Origin of the sequence: Corynebacterium mucifaciens (assembly GCF_012396315.1) — a bacterium.
Lineage (GTDB): Bacteria > Actinomycetota > Actinomycetes > Mycobacteriales > Mycobacteriaceae > Corynebacterium > Corynebacterium mucifaciens.
Genome location: NZ_JAAXPF010000004.1, coordinates 173,817 through 189,937 on the forward strand (window position 1 = coordinate 173,817; position 16,121 = coordinate 189,937).

A 16,121-nucleotide genomic window follows, 5' to 3' on the forward strand; every position below is an offset into this window, starting at 1 on the left:
GACTTTCAACGCTAGGAGCTTCAGTTGGATTATATCTCCCGTCATATCGGCCCCGACCAGCAGGAACAGCAGCAGATGCTGGGTGCGCTGGGCTACGACTCCATCGACGCTCTGATCGCCGCGGCAGTGCCGCCCGGCATCGTGGCGGAGCGGCCGCTCGAATTGCCGGAGGCGCTGACGGAGTACGAGGCCCAGGCCCGACTGCGCGAGCTCGCCGGCAAGAACACGGTCCTGCGCGCGTTTTACGGGCAGGGCTTCTCCTCCACGCTCACGCCGCCAGTGATCCGCCGCGGCGTGGTCGAAGACGCCGGCTGGTACACCGCGTACACGCCGTACCAGGCCGAGATTTCCCAGGGCCGCCTGGAGGCGCTGCTGAACTTCCAGACAATGGTGCAGGACCTCACCGGCTTGGACATCGCGAACGCCTCGCTCCTCGACGAAGCGTCCGCCGCCGCAGAGGCCGTGGGGCTGATGTCCCGCGTGGTGAAGAAGGGCCGCCGGGTGCTCCTGGATGCGCGCCTGCACCCGCAGGTGATCAAGGTGGCGGCAGAGCGCGCCCGCGCCATCGACCTCGAGGTCGAGGTTGCAGATCTCACGGAGGGCGTTGTCGGCGAAGACCTGGTCGGCGCGGTCTTCGCGTACCCGGGCACCGAGGGCGACATCGCGGACCCGCGCCCGGTGATCGATGCGATCCACGAGCGCGGCGGCCTGGTCGCCGTGGATGCGGACATCCTGGCCCTCACGCTGTTGGAATCGCCCGGCGAGTTCGGTGCGGATATCGCGATCGGTACCACCCAGCGCTTCGGTGTGCCCCTGTTTTTCGGCGGCCCGCACGCGGCGTACATGGCGGTGCGCGAGAAGCTGCAGCGCCAGATGCCGGGCCGTTTGGTCGGCGTGTCGAAGGATGCCGAGGGCTACCCCGCGTACCGGCTCGCGCTGCAGACCCGCGAGCAGCACATCCGGCGCGAGCGTGCCACCTCAAACATCTGCACCGCGCAGGCGCTTCTGGCTGTCACGGCGTCGATGTACGCGGTCTACCACGGCCCTGAGGGCCTGAAGAACATCGCGCGCGCCGTGCACGAGCGCGCGGCCGACTTCGCGGCGTCGCTGGAGGCCAGCGGTGTGCAGGTGAAACACGCCGACTTCTTCGACACGGTCGCGGTGCAGGTTGAGCGGGCGCCGGAGGTCGTCGACAAGCTTGCTGCCGCGGGCTACCTCGTGCGCGCAATCAACGAGACGACCGTGGGCGTGTCCTTCGGCGAGGACACCACCGACACCGACGTCGCCGCCCTTCTGGAGGGCTTCGGCGCAACGCCTGCCGAGGGCGACACCCGCATCCCCGCCGCGCTCGCGCGTGACACCGCGTTCCTCACCCACGAGACGTTCAACCGCATCCACTCCGAAACGCAGATGATGCGCTACATCCGCGCCCTTGGCGACAAGGACCTCGCCCTAGACCGCACGATGATCCCGCTCGGGTCGTGCACCATGAAGCTCAACCCGACGGCGGGCCTCGAGGCCATCACGTGGCCGGGTTTCGCCGACGTGCACCCCTACACGCCCGACGAGTTCACCGCGGGCTGGCGCGAACTGATCGATGAGATCCGCACCTGGCTTGTGGAGATTACCGGTTACGCGGAAGTGTCCGTGCAGCCGAACTCCGGCGCCACGGGCGAGCTGGCGGGCCTGCTGGCCATCCGCGGGTACCACGTCGCAAACGGTGACGCCGAGCGCGACATCTGCCTCATCCCGGCGTCCGCGCACGGCACGAACGCGGCGTCGGCGACGCTGGCGAACCTGCGCGTTGTGGTGGTCAAGACCGCCGACGACGGCTCCATCGACCTGGCGGACCTCGACGCCAAGCTGGAGCAGCACGGCGATGCGGTGGCCGCGATCATGCTCACCTACCCCTCCACGCACGGCGTGTACGAAGAGGACGTGCGCGTGGTCTGCGACAAGGTGCACGCAGCCGGCGGCCAGGTCTACATCGACGGCGCGAACATGAACGCTCTAACCGGCATCGCCCGCCCGGGCGATTTCGGCGGCGACGTCTCCCACCTGAACCTGCACAAGACGTTCACCATCCCCCACGGCGGCGGCGGGCCGGGCGTAGGCCCGATCGGTGTGGGCGAGCACCTCATTCCATTCCTGCCGGGCGACCCGACCGACACGTCCGCGGACGCCGACGGCGGGGTGCCGGTGGCATCAACCCTGTACGGCTCGGCGGGCGTGCTGCCCATCTCCTGGGCCTACATCGCCATGTCCGGCGCCGCCGGTCTGCGCAGCGCCACCGAGCACGCGGTCCTGGGCGCGAACTACATCGCCCATGCGCTGAACGATTCCTTCCCCGTGCTCTACACCGGCAACGACGGCCTGGTGGGCCACGAGTGCATCCTGGACCTGCGGGAGCTGACGGATGCATCCGGTGTGACTGCGGCCGACGTGGCCAAGCGCCTGATCGATTACGGCTTCCACGCCCCCACCCTGGCGTTCCCGGTCGTCGGCACACTCATGGTGGAGCCGACCGAGTCCGAGGACCTGGCCGAGCTTGACCGCTTCATCGAGGCGATGCGCTCTGTCCGCGCCGAGATCCAGGAGATCATCGACGGCCGCATCGAGTACGAGAAGTCCGTCGTGCACAACGCGCCGTTTACCGCCGCCAGCGTGATCCGCGATGAGTGGCCGTACGACTTCTCCCGCGAGAAGGCCGCGTACCCAGTCGACTCCCTCGTGCACGCGAAGTACTTCCCGCCAGTGCGGCGTATCGACGAAGCCTTCGGCGACCGCAACCTCCAGTGCGCCTGCCCGCCGCCTGAGGCATTCGACATCACGCCGGAAGTTGTGGAGGACGTCGATGTTGCGGTCTCCGAGAAGAACGCCAAGTACTAAGGAGCACCCCATGCCACAGACCCCGCTGCACGCCACGCACGAAAAGCTTGGTGCGAGCTTCACCGATTTCGGCGGCTGGGAGATGCCGCTGAAGTACGGCTCGGAGCTGGAGGAGCACCGCGCGGTACGCACCGACGTGGGTATTTTCGACCTGTCCCACATGGGCGAGATCACCATCCAGGGCCCCGATGCCGCCGCATTTTTGGATTACGCGCTGATCTCCAACTTCACCGCACTCAAGGACGGCAAGGCGAAGTACTCCATGATCGTCGCCGAGGACGGCGGCATCATCGATGACCTAATCACCTACCGCTTCAGCGAGAACCACTTCATGGTCGTGCCCAACGCCGCGAACACCAACGCGGTGTGGGCGGCGTTTGAGGCGCGCCAGGGCGACTTCGAGGTGCAGCTCAGCAACAATTCCGAGGCGTTCGCGCTGGTTGCGGTCCAGGGTCCGCGTGCGCTTGAGGTGTTGGAGCCTTTGCTTAGCGACGACGCCTCCGCCCTCGCCTACTACTCCAGCGCGTGGATGACCCTCGACGGCGTTGAAACGATCGTCGCCCGCACCGGCTACACCGGCGAGGACGGCTTCGAGCTGTTCTGCACCCGCGAGGACGCGCAGAAGGTGTGGGACGCCGTCATCGATCACGGCACCCCGTGCGGCCTGGCGACGCGCGACTCGCTGCGCCTCGAAGCTTCGATGCCGCTCTACGGCCAGGAGCTCACCGCCGACATCACCCCGGTGGAAGCTGGGATGAGCCGCGCGATTGCGACGAAGGAGGCGGACTTTGTGGGCAAGGAGGCGCTCACCGGCCGCGCGCCGAGCGTGGTCATCGCGGGCCTGACCTCCGAGCAGCGCCGCGCCGCCCGTGCGGGCGCCGAGGTGTTCCTCGCGGGCTCCGACGAAAAGATCGGCGTGGTCACCTCCGGCCAGCCGTCGCCGACCCTGGGTCACCCGGTGGCGCTTGCGCACCTGGATCCGCAGCGCGCGGAGCTGGGCACGGACGTGGAGATCGACATCCGCGGCCGCCGCTACCCGTTTACTATTGCACCAACCCCCTTTTACTCCCGAGAGGACGCATAATTATGGCACTGCAGCCTGACTTCTACTACTCCGAGGACCACGAGTGGATCAACGCCACCCCGGATGACGCCGCCGGCAACACCGTGCGAGTGGGCATCACCCACGTGGCCGCGGATCGCCTCGGAGAGGTCGTCTTCGCGGAGCTGCCGCAGGTGGGCGACACCGTCACCGCGGGCGAGACCTGCGGCGAGATCGAATCCACCAAGTCGGTCTCCGACCTCTACTCCCCCGTCACCGGCACCGTCACCGCGGTCAACGAGGACATCGACGGCGCCTACGAGGCCATCAACAACGACCCCTACGGCGAGGGCTGGCTCTTCGAGGTGGAGGTCGAGGAGGTCGGACCGCTGCTCAGCGCAGACGAGTACGGCTCCGCCAACGGCGTGTAGTCCCCGCCCCCGCCGGGGACTAGGGTTGGGAAAATGACAGCCCCGCGCGACCCGTTCTTCCCCGCCGACCGATCCATCCGAGCCTCAGCTGCGCCCATCGACGTGCGCGAGCTGGGGCTCGTGGACTACCAGGAGGCGTGGGACCTCCAAGCGGACATCGCTTCTCGACGAGCCAAAGGCGAGCTGCCGGACACCGTGCTCGTCCTCGAGCATCCCTCCACGTTCACGGCCGGCAAGCGCACGCAGCCGGAGGACATGCCCGACCCCGCCTACCCCGTGCCGGTGGTGCCCGTGGACCGCGGCGGGCGCATCACCTGGCACGGTGAGGGCCAGCTCGTGGTGTACCCGATTATCAAGCTCGCCGAGCCGGTCGACGTGGTGGACTACGTGCGCAGGCTCGAGGAGGCCCTCATCCAGGCTGTGCGAGCGGCTGGCGTGACCACCGCGGGGCGCGTCGACGGCCGCTCCGGGGTGTGGGTGCCTGAAGAGACTCGGGCGGCGGACCCGAAGGCGTCGTCACGCGAGCGCAAGATTGCCGCCCTGGGCATCCGCATCACCCGCGGGGTCACCATGCATGGGCTCAGTCTGAACTGCAACAACACGCTCGAGCACTACGACCACATCGTGGCCTGCGGTATCGACGACGCCGACGTGACGACCCTCTCGTTCGAGCTTGGCCGCGACGTCACACCGGGCGAGATGGCAGCTCCGGTGGTGCGCGAGCTCGAACGCGCGCTGGCCGGTGAGCTGGTGGTAGCGGACCACACCTTCGCTACCCGGCCAGACCCCTCAAAGGGTTTGACACGGAAGGTACGGTAAGGGTGTGACTGTAGCACCAGAAGGCCGCAAGCTCTTGCGCGTTGAGGCGCGCAACTCCGAAACTCCTATTGAGAAAAAGCCGCGGTGGATCCGCAACTCCGTCAAGACCGGTCCCGAATACGAGGACATGAAGCAAAAGGTCAAAGGGGCCGGGCTGCACACGGTGTGCCAGGAAGCCGGCTGCCCGAACATCCACGAATGCTGGGAGTCGCGTGAGGCCACCTTCCTCATCGGCGGTTCCCGCTGCTCCCGCCGCTGCGACTTCTGCGACATTGCGTCCGGTCGCCCCGATCCCCTGGACCGCGACGAACCGCGCCGTGTGGCCGAAGAGGTGCGAAGCCTCAACCTCAACTACTCCACCATCACGGGCGTGACCCGCGACGACCTGGAGGATGAGGGCGCGTGGCTGTACGCCGAGGTGGTGCGCAAGATCCACGAGCTTAACCCGCACACCGGTGTGGAGAACCTCACCCCGGACTTCTCCGGCAAGTCTGACCTGCTGCAGGAAGTCTTCGAGGCGCGCCCCGAGGTCTTCGCCCACAACGTGGAGACCGTGCCGCGCATCTTCAAGCGCATTCGCCCGGCGTTCCGCTACGACCGCTCCCTGGACGTCATCCGTCAGGCGCGCGACTTCGGTCTGATTACCAAGTCCAACCTCATCCTGGGCATGGGCGAGACCCGCGAGGAAGTGCTCGAGGCACTCGCCGACCTGGTTGACGCCGGCTGCGACATCATCACCATCACCCAGTACCTGCGCCCGGGCCCGACGTACCACCCGATCGACCGCTGGGTGAAGCCGGAAGAGTTCATCGAGTACCGCGACGCCGCCTACGAGATGGGCTTCGGTGCCGTCATGTCCGGCCCGCTGGTGCGCTCCTCCTACCGCGCCGGCAAGCTGTACGTCGAAGCGATGGCCCACCGCGGGTTGGCACTGCCGGAGAACCTGAAGCACCTGGCCGAAACCTCGCAAGGCGACACTGCCCAGGAGGCCTCCACGCTGCTGAAGAAGTACGGCGCATCCGCCGACCACCCGGTGGCAACCCGCTAAGTGTCTTTGGCCTGCGTTGTGGCTGTGGCATACAGTTAGGGCCATGGCTACGACGCAGGACAAGGCGGCCGCGAAGGCCGCCAAGAAGGAACAGCGCGCCGCGAAGCGCGCAAAGGGCAAGGCGACGCGCTCACAGCTCAAGCAGGCGTTTGACATCCAGCGCAAGCGCGACAAGGCGCTGATTCCTATCATGCTCGCCTGCGTCCTCGGCGGCGGGCTGCTGTTCTTCCTCATCGGCCTGCTGTTCGGCGGCCAGTGGTTCATGCTCGTCCTCGGCCTGCTGCTCGGCGCGGTGCTGGCCATGTTTGTCTTCTCCCGCCGGCTGGAGAAGTCCATGTACGACGAGGTCGGCGACACCCCCGGCGCAGCCGGTTGGACGCTGGAGAACATGCGCAACACGATGGGCATCGTGTGGCTGACCAAGACCGGCGTGCAGGCAAACACCCACATGGACACCGTCCACCGCGTGGTGGGCAACCCGGGCGTTGTGCTCGTCGGCGAAGGCAACCCGAACCGCCTCAAGCCGCTCATGGCCAAGGAGCACAAGCGCGTTGAACGCCTGCTGGCCGGAGTGCCGGTCCACGAGGTGTACGCGGGCGATGGCGAGGGCCAGGTACGCACCAGGGATTTGCAGAAGCACCTGCTCAAGCTGCCGAAGAACTACCAGAAGAACGAGGTGTACAACCTCTCCGCCAAGCTCGACGCCATGGATTCCCGCGGCCGCGGCCCCCAGGCCGCTGGCTTGCCGGGCGGCCCCCTGCCCAAGCAGGCGCAAAACATGGCCGGCATGAACCGCAAGATGCGCCGCATGCAGGAGCGCAAGGGCGGCAAGTGACCGAGCCCAACCCGCGCATGAACGCCGAAGCGAGCACCTGCCTCCGCTTCGGCGTTTTACTGTTGGCGGCCGGCCGCGTTCTGCGCGGCGTTGCTCATCGGCGTGGCTGGCGGGATCCTCGGGCGGGTGGCGAAGATACCGCGCACCACCGTCACCATCCCCGGCACCGTCATCTACGCCGCGGTGCACAACTTCGCAGTGGGCGACATCATTAACGCGCTGTCCCGCTTCACGGAGGTGTCGTTCGTCGTCTTGTTTATCGCCGGCGGCCTCTCGGTCGGGCGCATGCTCACCGACCCGAACTGGGCGTTCTCGCGCTACATCGACTTCGGCCACCAGCTCGTCGGCGAAGAGCGCCCCATCAACAACTAGGTGCGGATCACGGTCGTGGTTGTGGCCCGGTCGTGCATGCCGCGACCGTCGGCGTCCACCAACGCGGCCGGCAGCACAAAGCCCGTGAGGATGGTGCGCACCGCCGCGCGCCAGAACCCCACGGGCGCTTCTTTGTCCACCCGCGCCACACCCATCCCCAGCACCGCCATGCCAGGGGTGCGCGCAAACAGCCAGCCGCAGATGATGCCCAACACAATCCACAGCAGGTACGTGGCGGTGTACCTGTCGCCGAGCGCGTCAGTATTCTGCACGATCAACGACGCGGCGACCGCGCAAATGGCCCAGTCGATGAACACGCCGCCCATTCTGCGCATTACCGACGCCTGCGCGCCCGGCCCCTCCTTCGGCATGCCGAGAAACTCCCCCGGGTACTCCGGCATCGTGTCCTCGCCGGTGAATTGGTTCGGGATTTCCGGGCCGTTGCGCCAGTCATGTCGTCGATTAGCAGCCATGCTTACGAAGCGTAGCGGTCTGCGCGCGTAGACTTGAAAACACTTGTGTCAGCCAACAGACGAGGAGTACCGCCCGTGGCCTTCGACAACATCGAAGACGTCAAGAAATTCATCGCCGACGAGGAGGTGGAATTCGTTGACGTGCGCTTCACCGACGTGCCCGGCATCGAGCACCACTTCTCCATCCCGGCATCGATGTTTGACGAAAACGTGATGGAGGAGGGCCTCGCGTTCGACGGCTCCTCCATCCGCGGCTTCACCACCATCGAGGAATCCGACATGACGCTGATGCCGGACCTCGCAACCGCCAAGCTGGACCAATTCCGCGGCTCCAAGACCTTGAACGTGAAGTTCTTCGTCAACGACCCGTTCACCCACGAGCCGTTCTCCCGCGACCCGCGCAACGTGGCCAAGAAAGCGGAGGAATACCTGCGCTCTACCGGCATCGCGGATAGCTGCTCCATCGGCGCGGAGGCCGAGTTCTACCTGTTCGACTCCATCCGCTACGAGGTAGAGGGCCACTCCGCGTTCTACGAGATCGACGCGGCAGAAGGCTGGTGGAATCGGGGCAATGAGGTTGAGGCGGACGGCTCCCCCAACCTGGGTTACAAGAACCGCGTGAAGGGCGGTTACTTCCCCGTCCCGCCGCACGACAAGACCGTCGAGGTGCGCGACGCAATGGTGCGCAACCTGGCAACCGCCGGCTTTGACATCGAGCGCTTCCACCGCGAGGTGGGCAACGGCGGCCAGCAGGAGATCAACTACCGCTTTAACACCCTGCTGCACGCGGCCGACGACCTGCAGGACTTCAAGTACATCGTGAAGAACACCGCCACCCTGTACGACAAGACGGTGACCTTCATGCCCAAGCCGCTGGCCGGCGACAACGGCTCCGGCATGCACGCGCACCAGTCGTTGTGGAAGGACGGCGAGCCGCTGTTCTACGACGAGTCCGGCTACGGCGGCCTGTCCGACATCGCCCGCTGGTACATCGGCGGCCTGCTCGAGCACGCTGGCGCGGTCCTGGCCTTTACCAACCCGACGCTGAATTCCTACCACCGCCTCGTGCCCGGCTTTGAGGCGCCGATCAACCTGGTGTACTCCCAGCGCAACCGCTCCGCGGCCATCCGCATCCCGATCACCGGCGCGAACCCGAAGGCCAAGCGCATCGAGTTCCGCGCCCCGGATCCGTCCGGCAACCCGTACCTCGGTTTCGCGGCGATGCTCATGGCGGGCATCGACGGCATTAAGAACCGCATTGAGCCGCACGCCCCGGTGGACAAGGACCTCTACGAGCTGCCGCCGGAGGAGGCCAAGGACATCCCGCAGGCGCCGACCTCGCTGGAGGCTGCACTGCAGGCCTTGGAAGCGGACCACGACTTCCTCACCGAGGGCGACGTGTTCACCGAGGACCTCATCGAGACCTACATCAAGCTGAAGTACGACAACGAGATCACACCGGTCCGCCTGCGCCCCACGCCGCAGGAGTTTGAGATGTACTTCGACTGCTAGGTTTGCATAGCCTGACCTGCAGTAAGGCAAGCCGAACTTGCTTGCCGCGCCCGTCACGGCCCGCCAAGATGGGCCTTATGACCGAGATGAAGGTGGCCGGGGCGGAGCTCGGCGTCGATAGGCAAGAGCCCGGAACCGGTGAACAGCTGAACCGCCTGCGTGCCGCGGTGTTGGGCGCGAACGACGGCATTGTCTCTACCGCCGCCGTAGTGGTGGGCGTTGCGGGCGCGACGTCGGACCAGACGACGATCGCGATGTCGGGCCTCGCGGCCGTAATTGGCGGTGCGGTCTCGATGGCGCTCGGCGAGTATGTGTCCGTGTCCTCGCAGCGCGACTCCGAGCGCGCCATGGGGATGTCCGAGGAAGCGCAGGTCAACCCGTGGTCCGCGGGGATTGCGTCCTTCTTGTCGTTTTTGCTGGGCGCGTGCCTGCCCTTTGCGACGGCGCTGCTTGCCCCCGTTTCATGGCGAATCGCCGCCATTTTCGGGGTGACGCTTCTTGCGCTGGCGCTGACGGGGGCGCTTTCCGCCAAACTGGGCGGGGCGCCGATTGCGCGGTCTGTGGCCCGCATCGTGGTGGGTGGATCGCTGGCGCTCGTGGCGACATTCGCCATCGGCTCGCTGTTCGGCGCGAACGTGGGCTAGGCGCAGCCGTACCGCGCCCGGCGCTTAGGCAGGCGTTGCCGGTGGGCCGGACGAGCACCGTCAGGCCATAGGGATTACCATGCCCTGAGTGACTGACAAGTTCCGGCAACTCCCACCGCCCGGCCCCGCGTGGGGTGGCAGCCTCATGGGCACATCCATCGTTTCGCGCTTGCTGGTGGAGATGGAGCTGCACTTCGCGGCCGCGTTCTTTGCCGCCATCGCATGCTTCATCATGGTCGTGCTCGTGTTCGGGTTCGCGCGCTACCGCCACCCCAGCTTCGGGCGCACCACGATGGCGGAGTGGTCCATGTTCTTCATCGGCATCCTCGCGCTCGGCGCCGCGCTCTCCGGGCTCACCGACGAGGGCGTCTACCGCCTCATCGGCTTCTGGATCGGCGCGCCCACCACGGCCATCACCTGGGGCATCCAGCTCTCCCGCTTCGACGGCGACCCGAGGTTCACCTGGGGCCTGCCACTCGTCGGCCCGATGATCTCCGCATCTGTCGCCGGGTGGCTGGCCCGCGACTACGGCCAGCTGTACCACGTGCTGGGCACGGTGTTTTTCCTCATGTCCTTGCTTACCGCGGTGCCGACCTTCATCCGCGTGTACTGGGCCGCGTGGCACGGCAAGGTCGACCTGTCCGGGCCGCTGTCCGCCACCGCGTGGGTGCCGCTCGGCGTCATCGGGCAATCCACCACGGCGATGCAGATCCTCTACCCCGGCCCGTTCTCCATCTACTACGGGCGCGTCGCGCTGCTATTTGCCATCCCGCTTGGCCTCTACGCCATGGCGAAGTTCTACCCGAATGTGGCGCGCTGGGTGGACTACTCCCCCGCGTGGTGGTCGTGCACGTTCCCGCCGGGAACCGTGAGCATGGGCGGCCACCAGATGGCGCTGGTCAGCGGGCAGCACTGGCTCGACGTCGTCGCCCTGACCGTGCCGCTACTCCTGCTCGTGCACTGGTCGCTATGCTCCGCCCGCTTCCTCAGCTGGGTGTTTGAGGGCCGCCGGGAACAAGCCCGCAACCAGTCACTGCCCTCGGCCCGTTAAGACGGCACACCCGCGGGTTACCGGGCCAGGTTGAGGTCCACCTCCACGCCGCCGGCCTGACCGCGGGAGGTGAACTGCCACACCGCGGGCGTAGGCAATCCCCACGGGCGCGGCCATGCCCCGGGGTCAGGGATCGGCGCGCAGGCGTCCACCACGGGGTTGTCACGCCAGTCCGCCAGCCACAGCGCACCGAACTCGGACACATCCGCCAGCAGCATGTGTTTCCTCCAGTACCAGGCATTCGTATACACGCCGGCGACCTGCGCGCCTGCGGAGGTGAAGGCGTGGTGGGCGGAACGGACGTCGTGAAGCGAAAGCCCCGCCGGGCTTTCCACGTCGAGCCACACGGGCACGCGGCGTTCCCCAAGGACCTCGAGCGCAGCGCCGACCTGCGCGTCGATGGACGTGCCCTCGGACGGCGCGCGCAGAAAGTGGTACGCCGCCGTTACGTGCGGCGCAAACGACGCGAAGCATTCGTCCTGGTAGGTGCCGTCGGTGGTGCGGGCCACCACGAAATCGAAGGCGGAGACGTCCAGGCCGGCTTGGTGCTCCGAGACGTCGACACCGAGCTTCACCGCTTGGACAACCCCATGCGCGGCGCGAAGCTGCCCGGGTGCCGGCGCTGCGCGGCTGCGTCGCCGATGGCGAGGCGCCACTTCGGATCCGTCACGGGCATCTGGGAGATCGGGAACCACCCCGCCTCAGTGTTTTCGTCGTCGCCGACGACCGGCTCCACGGACGGGTCGAGCGGCTCGCAGCGGATCTGCACCGTCATGTAGCTGGCCTGATCCCCGTTGGAGTGGGTGACAGGCCCGTGAGACCCCACTCCCACAATCGCGGCGGCGGTGACCTTCACGCCGGTCTCCTCCAGCACCTCACGCACGGCGGCGACGTGCGGCTCCTCCCCTGGGTCAACGATCCCCGTTACCGGGGTCCACTGCCCGTTGTCGGCGCGGCGCACAAGGAGCACGTCCGGCACCGCCCACTGCGAATCCACCGTGGAATCGCGCAGCACCACCGCACACACGGATGGCACCCACATCAGGTCGGTGCCAATTTTCTTGCGGGTCTCCACGATGAACTCCGGGATAGGCATAGGCGCAAGTGTACAATCCCCAGAACTATGAGCACCGCCGTCACCGAGCCCGAGCCGTCCCCGCAGCCCTGGCTGAAGCGCATCCCCGCTCCCCTGTTCACCGTGGTGTACGGCGCGCTGGTGATCCTCGTCGTCTTCGGCGCGGCGATGGCGGCGGGCTATACCGCCGATACCGCAGACACCGCAGGCGCAGAAGCTGTGGCGGAGAGTGAGCGGCTGCCGCAGCCGGAGCGGCCGTTCAACCCGCCGCCCGCAAACCCGGACAACGTGGCAGCGAGCATCCGGTCCCACCTCATTACCGACGTCCGCGTGGGCAAGACCGACTCGGGTGCCATGATGCGCGGCGACATTGTCAACGGCGCGCTCGACGACACCACCGAGATCGCCGGCCACCTGTCGCGGCTGTTGGAGCAGAACTGCCTGGATACGGTGACGTTGACGTCGAAAAGCGGCATGCGGTTCAACTTCTGGGGCTTCTGCTTCTCGACGCTCCCTCCGGCCACCATCGCCCAGCTCATGGACTTCGGCGTGGACGAGGGGGCCGACTCCGTGTCATTTGCCGTCTATCCCGTTCAGGGCAACTTCCACACGATCACCTTGAACTGGATGGACGTCGGCGACACCGACGACGCCGACGAGCTGATCGAGCAGTGGCAAGAGGTGGAGCGGCCCGATGAAATCGACCGCATTACGTTCAACGGCTACACCGACGACGAGGTCGTCGTGATGGACAACGACAAGAAAACCGGCGAGGCCATCAAGCGCTGGCCGCGGTTCACCAACGCTGAGGAATGAGTTCCGCATCGGGCACGGCATGGCGGATGGCGGCCATGACCTGCCCGGCGTTGGAGTAGCTCATCAAGTGGGGGCTGTCCATGCCTTCGCGGCACTCCTCCGACGAGCGGCCGGCCTCCGTGCCTGAGACGACGCCGATGATGGTGGCGCGGCCGTTAACGTCGGCGAACACCGGCCCGCCGGAGTCGCCCGACGCGGCGCATACGGCGGCGATGTCGCCGAACGTCTCGTCCTCCACGCCGGGTTCTACATTGACGATCTGCACGCGTTCGGTGGCCTCGAAGGCACCGCACGTGTAGCCGGTTGTGGCACCGGTTTTGCACACCCGTTCAACGGGACCGAGGTTGTCACCGATGCCGGTGGGTATCGGCGCACCGACAAGGTCCATGTAGCGCTGCGTGTCCGTGATCTCGATGATGCCCACGTCCGCACCTTTCGTCTCCGGGGTCTGCCTGCTGTACAGGCCGGAGAAGATGAAGCGGCCGACTTCCGAGGCGTAATCAAAAGCCGTGGACGCGTTCGTGGGCCAGACCAAGTCCCCCTCGTGGCCGCAGTGGCCGGCCGTCACCGCGTACGCGCGGCCATCCTGGCCGGTGAACGAGAACGCGACAGTGCACGACTGGGCCGTGAACTGCTCGCCGGGTGCCGGGTAGTGGTCCGTGACCTGAATCTTCGTGCCCGGCGCCCACGGCGCGAACGCCGGTACGAGAACGTTCGAGGCAGCGGGGTCCTCGGGGACGGGAGCGACCTCACTCGGTGTTTGCACCTCGGAGAGCGCCTGGCGTTCCTCCACCATGGCGGTGGGCACCTTGGATGCATTCAGGCCCAGCCACACCACCATGCCCACCAGCATCGCCGTCGCCACGATGATGGTGATCCACCCGCCGGTGCGCAGCCCCGTGTGCCGCGCGCGGACGGTGGACCCCGACCGCCGCTGCCCCGTCATGGGCGGGAACTGCCCGGGGTGGTTACTCGGGCTGGTCAACCGCCGCGCCCTCGTCGGCGGCGTTGCCGTCCTCGTGGGCCCGCAAACTGCACCTGCGCCATGGCGTCCTCCTTACACGTCAGTGCGCTCGATGGCGTCGGCGATAAACGCCTTCACCGCGTCCACGTCGTTGGGCAGGTCGGTGACGTGGCGCTCGGCGTCCATGATCTTGGCAAAGCGCTCCGGCACCTCGGGGGCCTCACCGATCGCCTCGGCGATGGTGTCGGCGAACTTCACAGGCAGCGCTGTCTCTAGCACCACGATCGGCGAGTCCACCTGGCCTGCTAGCTGCTCCGCGACGTAGACGCCGTCAGCGGTGTGCGGATCCACCAGCACGCCGTACTCGTCGTTGATGCGCCGGATGGTGGCCACGCGGTTCGCGTGGGTGGAGGTACCGGAGCAGAAGCCAAACTCGGTGCGGATGCGCTCCATGACGCCCTCGCCGCCGAGGTCGGCAGCGTCAAAGCCACCGTCCTTGACCTTCGCGCCGAACAGCTCGCTGGTGAGGTTGGAGTTGCGGGACGTGGCGTCGAAAATCATGCGCTCGAAGTTGGAGGCCTTCGAGATGTCCATAGACGGCGAGGAGGTCGCGTGGGTCTCCGCGGCGGTGCGGGGACGGTACTCGCCGTCGGTGAAGAACTCGTGGAGCACGTCGTTTTCGTTGGTGGCGACGATGAGACGGTCGATGGGCAGGCCCATCTGCTTGGCAATGTGGCCTGCGCACACGTTGCCGAAGTTGCCGGTGGGAACGCAGAACGACACGCGCTGCGGATCCTCGCCCTCAGCAGGGGCGTCGGTGACTTTGAGGTACGAGGCGATGTAGTACACCACCTGCGCGAGCAGGCGCGCAAAGTTGATGGAGTTCACCGCGCCGATGGCGTACTTCGACTTGAACGCCGCGTCCGCGCTGACCACCTTGACCACGTCCTGGCAGTCGTCGAAGACACCCTCGAGGGCGATGTTGAAGATGTTCGGGTCGTCGAGACCGAACATCTGCGCCTGCTGGAACGGCGTCATGCGGCCAGCCGGGGTTAGCATGAACACGCGGATGTTGTCGCGCCCGCGCATTGCGTACTCCGCGGACGAACCGGTGTCGCCGGAGGTGGCGCCCAGGATGTTGATCTCTTCGTCGCGCCGGCCCAGCTCGTACTCGAACAGCTCGCCGAGCAGCTGCATCGCCATGTCCTTGAAGGCGGCGGTCGGCCCTTCGGAGAGGTGGCCGATGAACAGGCCGTCGTGCAGGCGGGTCACCGGCACGATCTCCTCGTCGGCGAACACGGGGGTGCGGTATGCCCGGCGCGCGATCGCCTCAAGGTCGCGCGCCGGAATGTCGTCTACGTACAGCTTGAGCACTTCGGCGGCGAGGGCTGCGTAGCCGTCGTGAAGCAGAAGCTCGCGCCACTCGCCGAGCAGCTCGGGGGTCAGGGACGGGTACACCGCCGGCATGAACAGGCCGCCGTCGGGGCTGAGGCCTGTGAGCAGGATGTCTGTGAAGGAGCGTGCCTTCGCCGTTGCGTCGCGAGTTGAGATGTAGTCCACCCCGCGAATTCTACGGCATACGCCGCTACGTCCGGGGCGGTTCCTGTCGCCCGGTCAAAATATCCACCACCGAGCGGATCGCGGCGTCCCCGAGCGGCGCGAGGGTGCGGCCGGTCTCCGGCTTCTCCCGCACGGGCTCGGCGGTGCGGGCGCCTGGCTCCACGGTGAGGCTGAGCGTTTCGCCGTCGAGTTCGAGAGCGGTTCGCGGGTCCACGCCCGCGACGCGCGCGGCATCCACCAGCGCGACCAAGTCGGAAAACGTCGCGTCGTTGAGGTTGATCGTCATGTTCACTGCCATAGTGCAGAGCATATTGCCTATCGACGTCGTCCCGCCCAGCCGCGGCTTGGCCGCCCGCACGCCGCCTTCGCGGATCCAGCTACCAGGATCCAGCTAATCGGCTCGGGGGTGCGGACAAAAAGTTGGAGTGCGTTTTGGGGGACGTTGTCTCGTTGTTACGCACTTAATGCTTGCCGGTGCTCGGCGATGGTGGTGCACCCTTTGCCGAGTGTCGACTTCAACCGACGGTGGATATAGAAGTCGATGTAGGCATCAACATAGTCACGCATCTGCGCAACCGTCATCGTCGACA

16 protein-coding genes and 1 pseudogene are annotated in these 16,121 nt (G+C 66.7%); 11 read left to right on the top strand and 6 right to left on the bottom strand.

Translation table 11 applies throughout. From position 1 onward, the window contains the following. The first annotated feature begins 24 nt into the window (after positions 1 to 24). The 7 genes and pseudogenes from gcvP to HF989_RS05420 all read left to right on the top strand — a co-directional run. A complete protein-coding gene (gene gcvP, locus HF989_RS05390) occupies positions 25 to 2,889 on the top strand; it encodes an aminomethyl-transferring glycine dehydrogenase (RefSeq protein ID WP_168684576.1) in 2,865 nt (954 codons plus the stop codon). 10 nt (positions 2,890 to 2,899) lie between these two features. Then, positions 2,900 to 3,973 carry a glycine cleavage system aminomethyltransferase GcvT gene (gene gcvT, locus HF989_RS05395; RefSeq protein ID WP_168684578.1) on the top strand — a complete coding sequence of 358 codons (1,074 nt, stop codon included), beginning with the start codon at positions 2,900 to 2,902 and terminating at the stop codon, positions 3,971 to 3,973. A 2-nt stretch (positions 3,974 to 3,975) separates the two neighbouring features. After that, positions 3,976 to 4,362 carry a glycine cleavage system protein GcvH gene (gcvH, locus tag HF989_RS05400; protein WP_038612441.1) on the top strand — a complete coding sequence of 129 codons (387 nt, stop codon included), beginning with the start codon at positions 3,976 to 3,978 and terminating at the stop codon, positions 4,360 to 4,362. Positions 4,363 to 4,395: 33 nt separating this feature from the next. Then, positions 4,396 to 5,181, top strand: coding sequence for a lipoyl(octanoyl) transferase LipB (gene lipB / locus HF989_RS05405; RefSeq protein WP_168684580.1), 786 nt, complete (start codon positions 4,396 to 4,398; stop codon positions 5,179 to 5,181). 4 nt (positions 5,182 to 5,185) lie between these two features. Further along, positions 5,186 to 6,229, top strand: a complete 1,044-nt coding sequence (gene lipA, locus HF989_RS05410; RefSeq protein ID WP_168684582.1) for a lipoyl synthase — start codon at positions 5,186 to 5,188, stop codon at positions 6,227 to 6,229. A 43-nt stretch (positions 6,230 to 6,272) separates the two neighbouring features. Continuing rightward, positions 6,273 to 7,064: a DUF4191 domain-containing protein gene (locus HF989_RS05415; RefSeq protein ID WP_168684584.1), complete on the top strand. Its 792-nt coding sequence runs from the start codon at positions 6,273 to 6,275 to the stop codon at positions 7,062 to 7,064. 84 nt (positions 7,065 to 7,148) lie between these two features. Continuing rightward, positions 7,149 to 7,436: pseudogene (locus HF989_RS05420) on the top strand (threonine/serine exporter family protein); the annotation flags it as partial. Here HF989_RS05420 and HF989_RS05425 read toward each other — a convergent pair. Next, positions 7,433 to 7,909, bottom strand: a complete 477-nt coding sequence (locus tag HF989_RS05425; RefSeq protein WP_168684588.1) for an RDD family protein — start codon at positions 7,907 to 7,909, stop codon at positions 7,433 to 7,435. The pseudogene HF989_RS05420 and the gene HF989_RS05425 overlap by 4 nt on opposite strands. A gap of 75 nt (positions 7,910 to 7,984) precedes the next feature. On the opposite strand from HF989_RS05425, the gene glnA reads away from it, so the two are divergent. The 3 genes from glnA (at position 7,985) to HF989_RS05440 (ending at position 11,116) form a co-directional block, all read left to right on the top strand. Further along, complete coding sequence (gene glnA, locus HF989_RS05430; RefSeq protein ID WP_168684590.1) at positions 7,985 to 9,421, top strand: type I glutamate--ammonia ligase; 1,437 nt, start codon at positions 7,985 to 7,987, stop codon at positions 9,419 to 9,421. Between the two features lie 77 nt (positions 9,422 to 9,498). After that, positions 9,499 to 10,065: a VIT1/CCC1 transporter family protein gene (locus HF989_RS05435; RefSeq protein WP_425482991.1), complete on the top strand. Its 567-nt coding sequence runs from the start codon at positions 9,499 to 9,501 to the stop codon at positions 10,063 to 10,065. 88 nt (positions 10,066 to 10,153) lie between these two features. Beyond that, the gene (locus HF989_RS05440; RefSeq protein WP_168684592.1) at positions 10,154 to 11,116 is read left to right on the top strand and encodes an SLAC1 family transporter; all 963 of its coding nucleotides are present in this window, start codon (positions 10,154 to 10,156) and stop codon (positions 11,114 to 11,116) included. Positions 11,117 to 11,133: 17 nt separating this feature from the next. Here the strand turns inward: HF989_RS05440 and HF989_RS05445 are convergent, their stop codons facing one another. Together HF989_RS05445 and HF989_RS05450 are read right to left on the bottom strand one after the other, a co-directional pair. Beyond that, positions 11,134 to 11,691 carry a GH25 family lysozyme gene (locus tag HF989_RS05445; RefSeq protein WP_168684594.1) on the bottom strand — a complete coding sequence of 186 codons (558 nt, stop codon included), beginning with the start codon at positions 11,689 to 11,691 and terminating at the stop codon, positions 11,134 to 11,136. Next, positions 11,688 to 12,212: an NUDIX hydrolase gene (locus HF989_RS05450; RefSeq protein WP_168684596.1), complete on the bottom strand. Its 525-nt coding sequence runs from the start codon at positions 12,210 to 12,212 to the stop codon at positions 11,688 to 11,690. Before HF989_RS05450 ends, HF989_RS05445 begins: the two co-directional genes overlap by 4 nt. A gap of 27 nt (positions 12,213 to 12,239) precedes the next feature. Here HF989_RS05450 and HF989_RS05455 point away from each other — a divergent pair, with 27 nt between their 5' ends. Next, entirely contained in the window at positions 12,240 to 13,007 is a 768-nt protein-coding gene (locus tag HF989_RS05455) for a hypothetical protein (protein WP_168684598.1), read from the top strand. On the opposite strand, the gene HF989_RS05460 is transcribed toward HF989_RS05455, so the two are convergent. The 3 genes from HF989_RS05460 to HF989_RS05470 form a co-directional block, all read right to left on the bottom strand. Next, positions 12,988 to 13,992, bottom strand: coding sequence for a S1 family peptidase (locus HF989_RS05460; protein ID WP_246233809.1), 1,005 nt, complete (start codon positions 13,990 to 13,992; stop codon positions 12,988 to 12,990). The genes HF989_RS05455 and HF989_RS05460 overlap by 20 nt on opposite strands. Before the next feature lie 72 nt (positions 13,993 to 14,064). Continuing rightward, a complete protein-coding gene (gene thrC, locus HF989_RS05465; RefSeq protein WP_168684600.1) occupies positions 14,065 to 15,531 on the bottom strand; it encodes a threonine synthase in 1,467 nt (488 codons plus the stop codon). 25 nt (positions 15,532 to 15,556) lie between these two features. After that, entirely contained in the window at positions 15,557 to 15,829 is a 273-nt protein-coding gene (locus HF989_RS05470) for a hypothetical protein (RefSeq protein WP_168684602.1), read from the bottom strand. Positions 15,830 to 16,121 lie beyond the last annotated feature (292 nt).

Coding starts and splice junctions, on each gene's coding strand:
- gcvT (WP_168684578.1), top strand. CDS start 2,900: ATGCCACAGACCCCGCTGCACGCCACGCACGAAAAGCTTGGTGCGAGC.
- gcvH (WP_038612441.1), top strand. CDS start 3,976: ATGGCACTGCAGCCTGACTTCTACTACTCCGAGGACCACGAGTGGATC.
- lipB (WP_168684580.1), top strand. CDS start 4,396: ATGACAGCCCCGCGCGACCCGTTCTTCCCCGCCGACCGATCCATCCGA.
- HF989_RS05415 (WP_168684584.1), top strand. CDS start 6,273: ATGGCTACGACGCAGGACAAGGCGGCCGCGAAGGCCGCCAAGAAGGAA.
- HF989_RS05425 (WP_168684588.1), bottom strand. CDS start 7,909: ATGGCTGCTAATCGACGACATGACTGGCGCAACGGCCCGGAAATCCCG.
- HF989_RS05435 (WP_425482991.1), top strand. CDS start 9,499: ATGACCGAGATGAAGGTGGCCGGGGCGGAGCTCGGCGTCGATAGGCAA.
- HF989_RS05450 (WP_168684596.1), bottom strand. CDS start 12,212: ATGCCTATCCCGGAGTTCATCGTGGAGACCCGCAAGAAAATTGGCACC.
- HF989_RS05455 (WP_168684598.1), top strand. CDS start 12,240: ATGAGCACCGCCGTCACCGAGCCCGAGCCGTCCCCGCAGCCCTGGCTG.
- HF989_RS05470 (WP_168684602.1), bottom strand. CDS start 15,829: ATGGCAGTGAACATGACGATCAACCTCAACGACGCGACGTTTTCCGAC.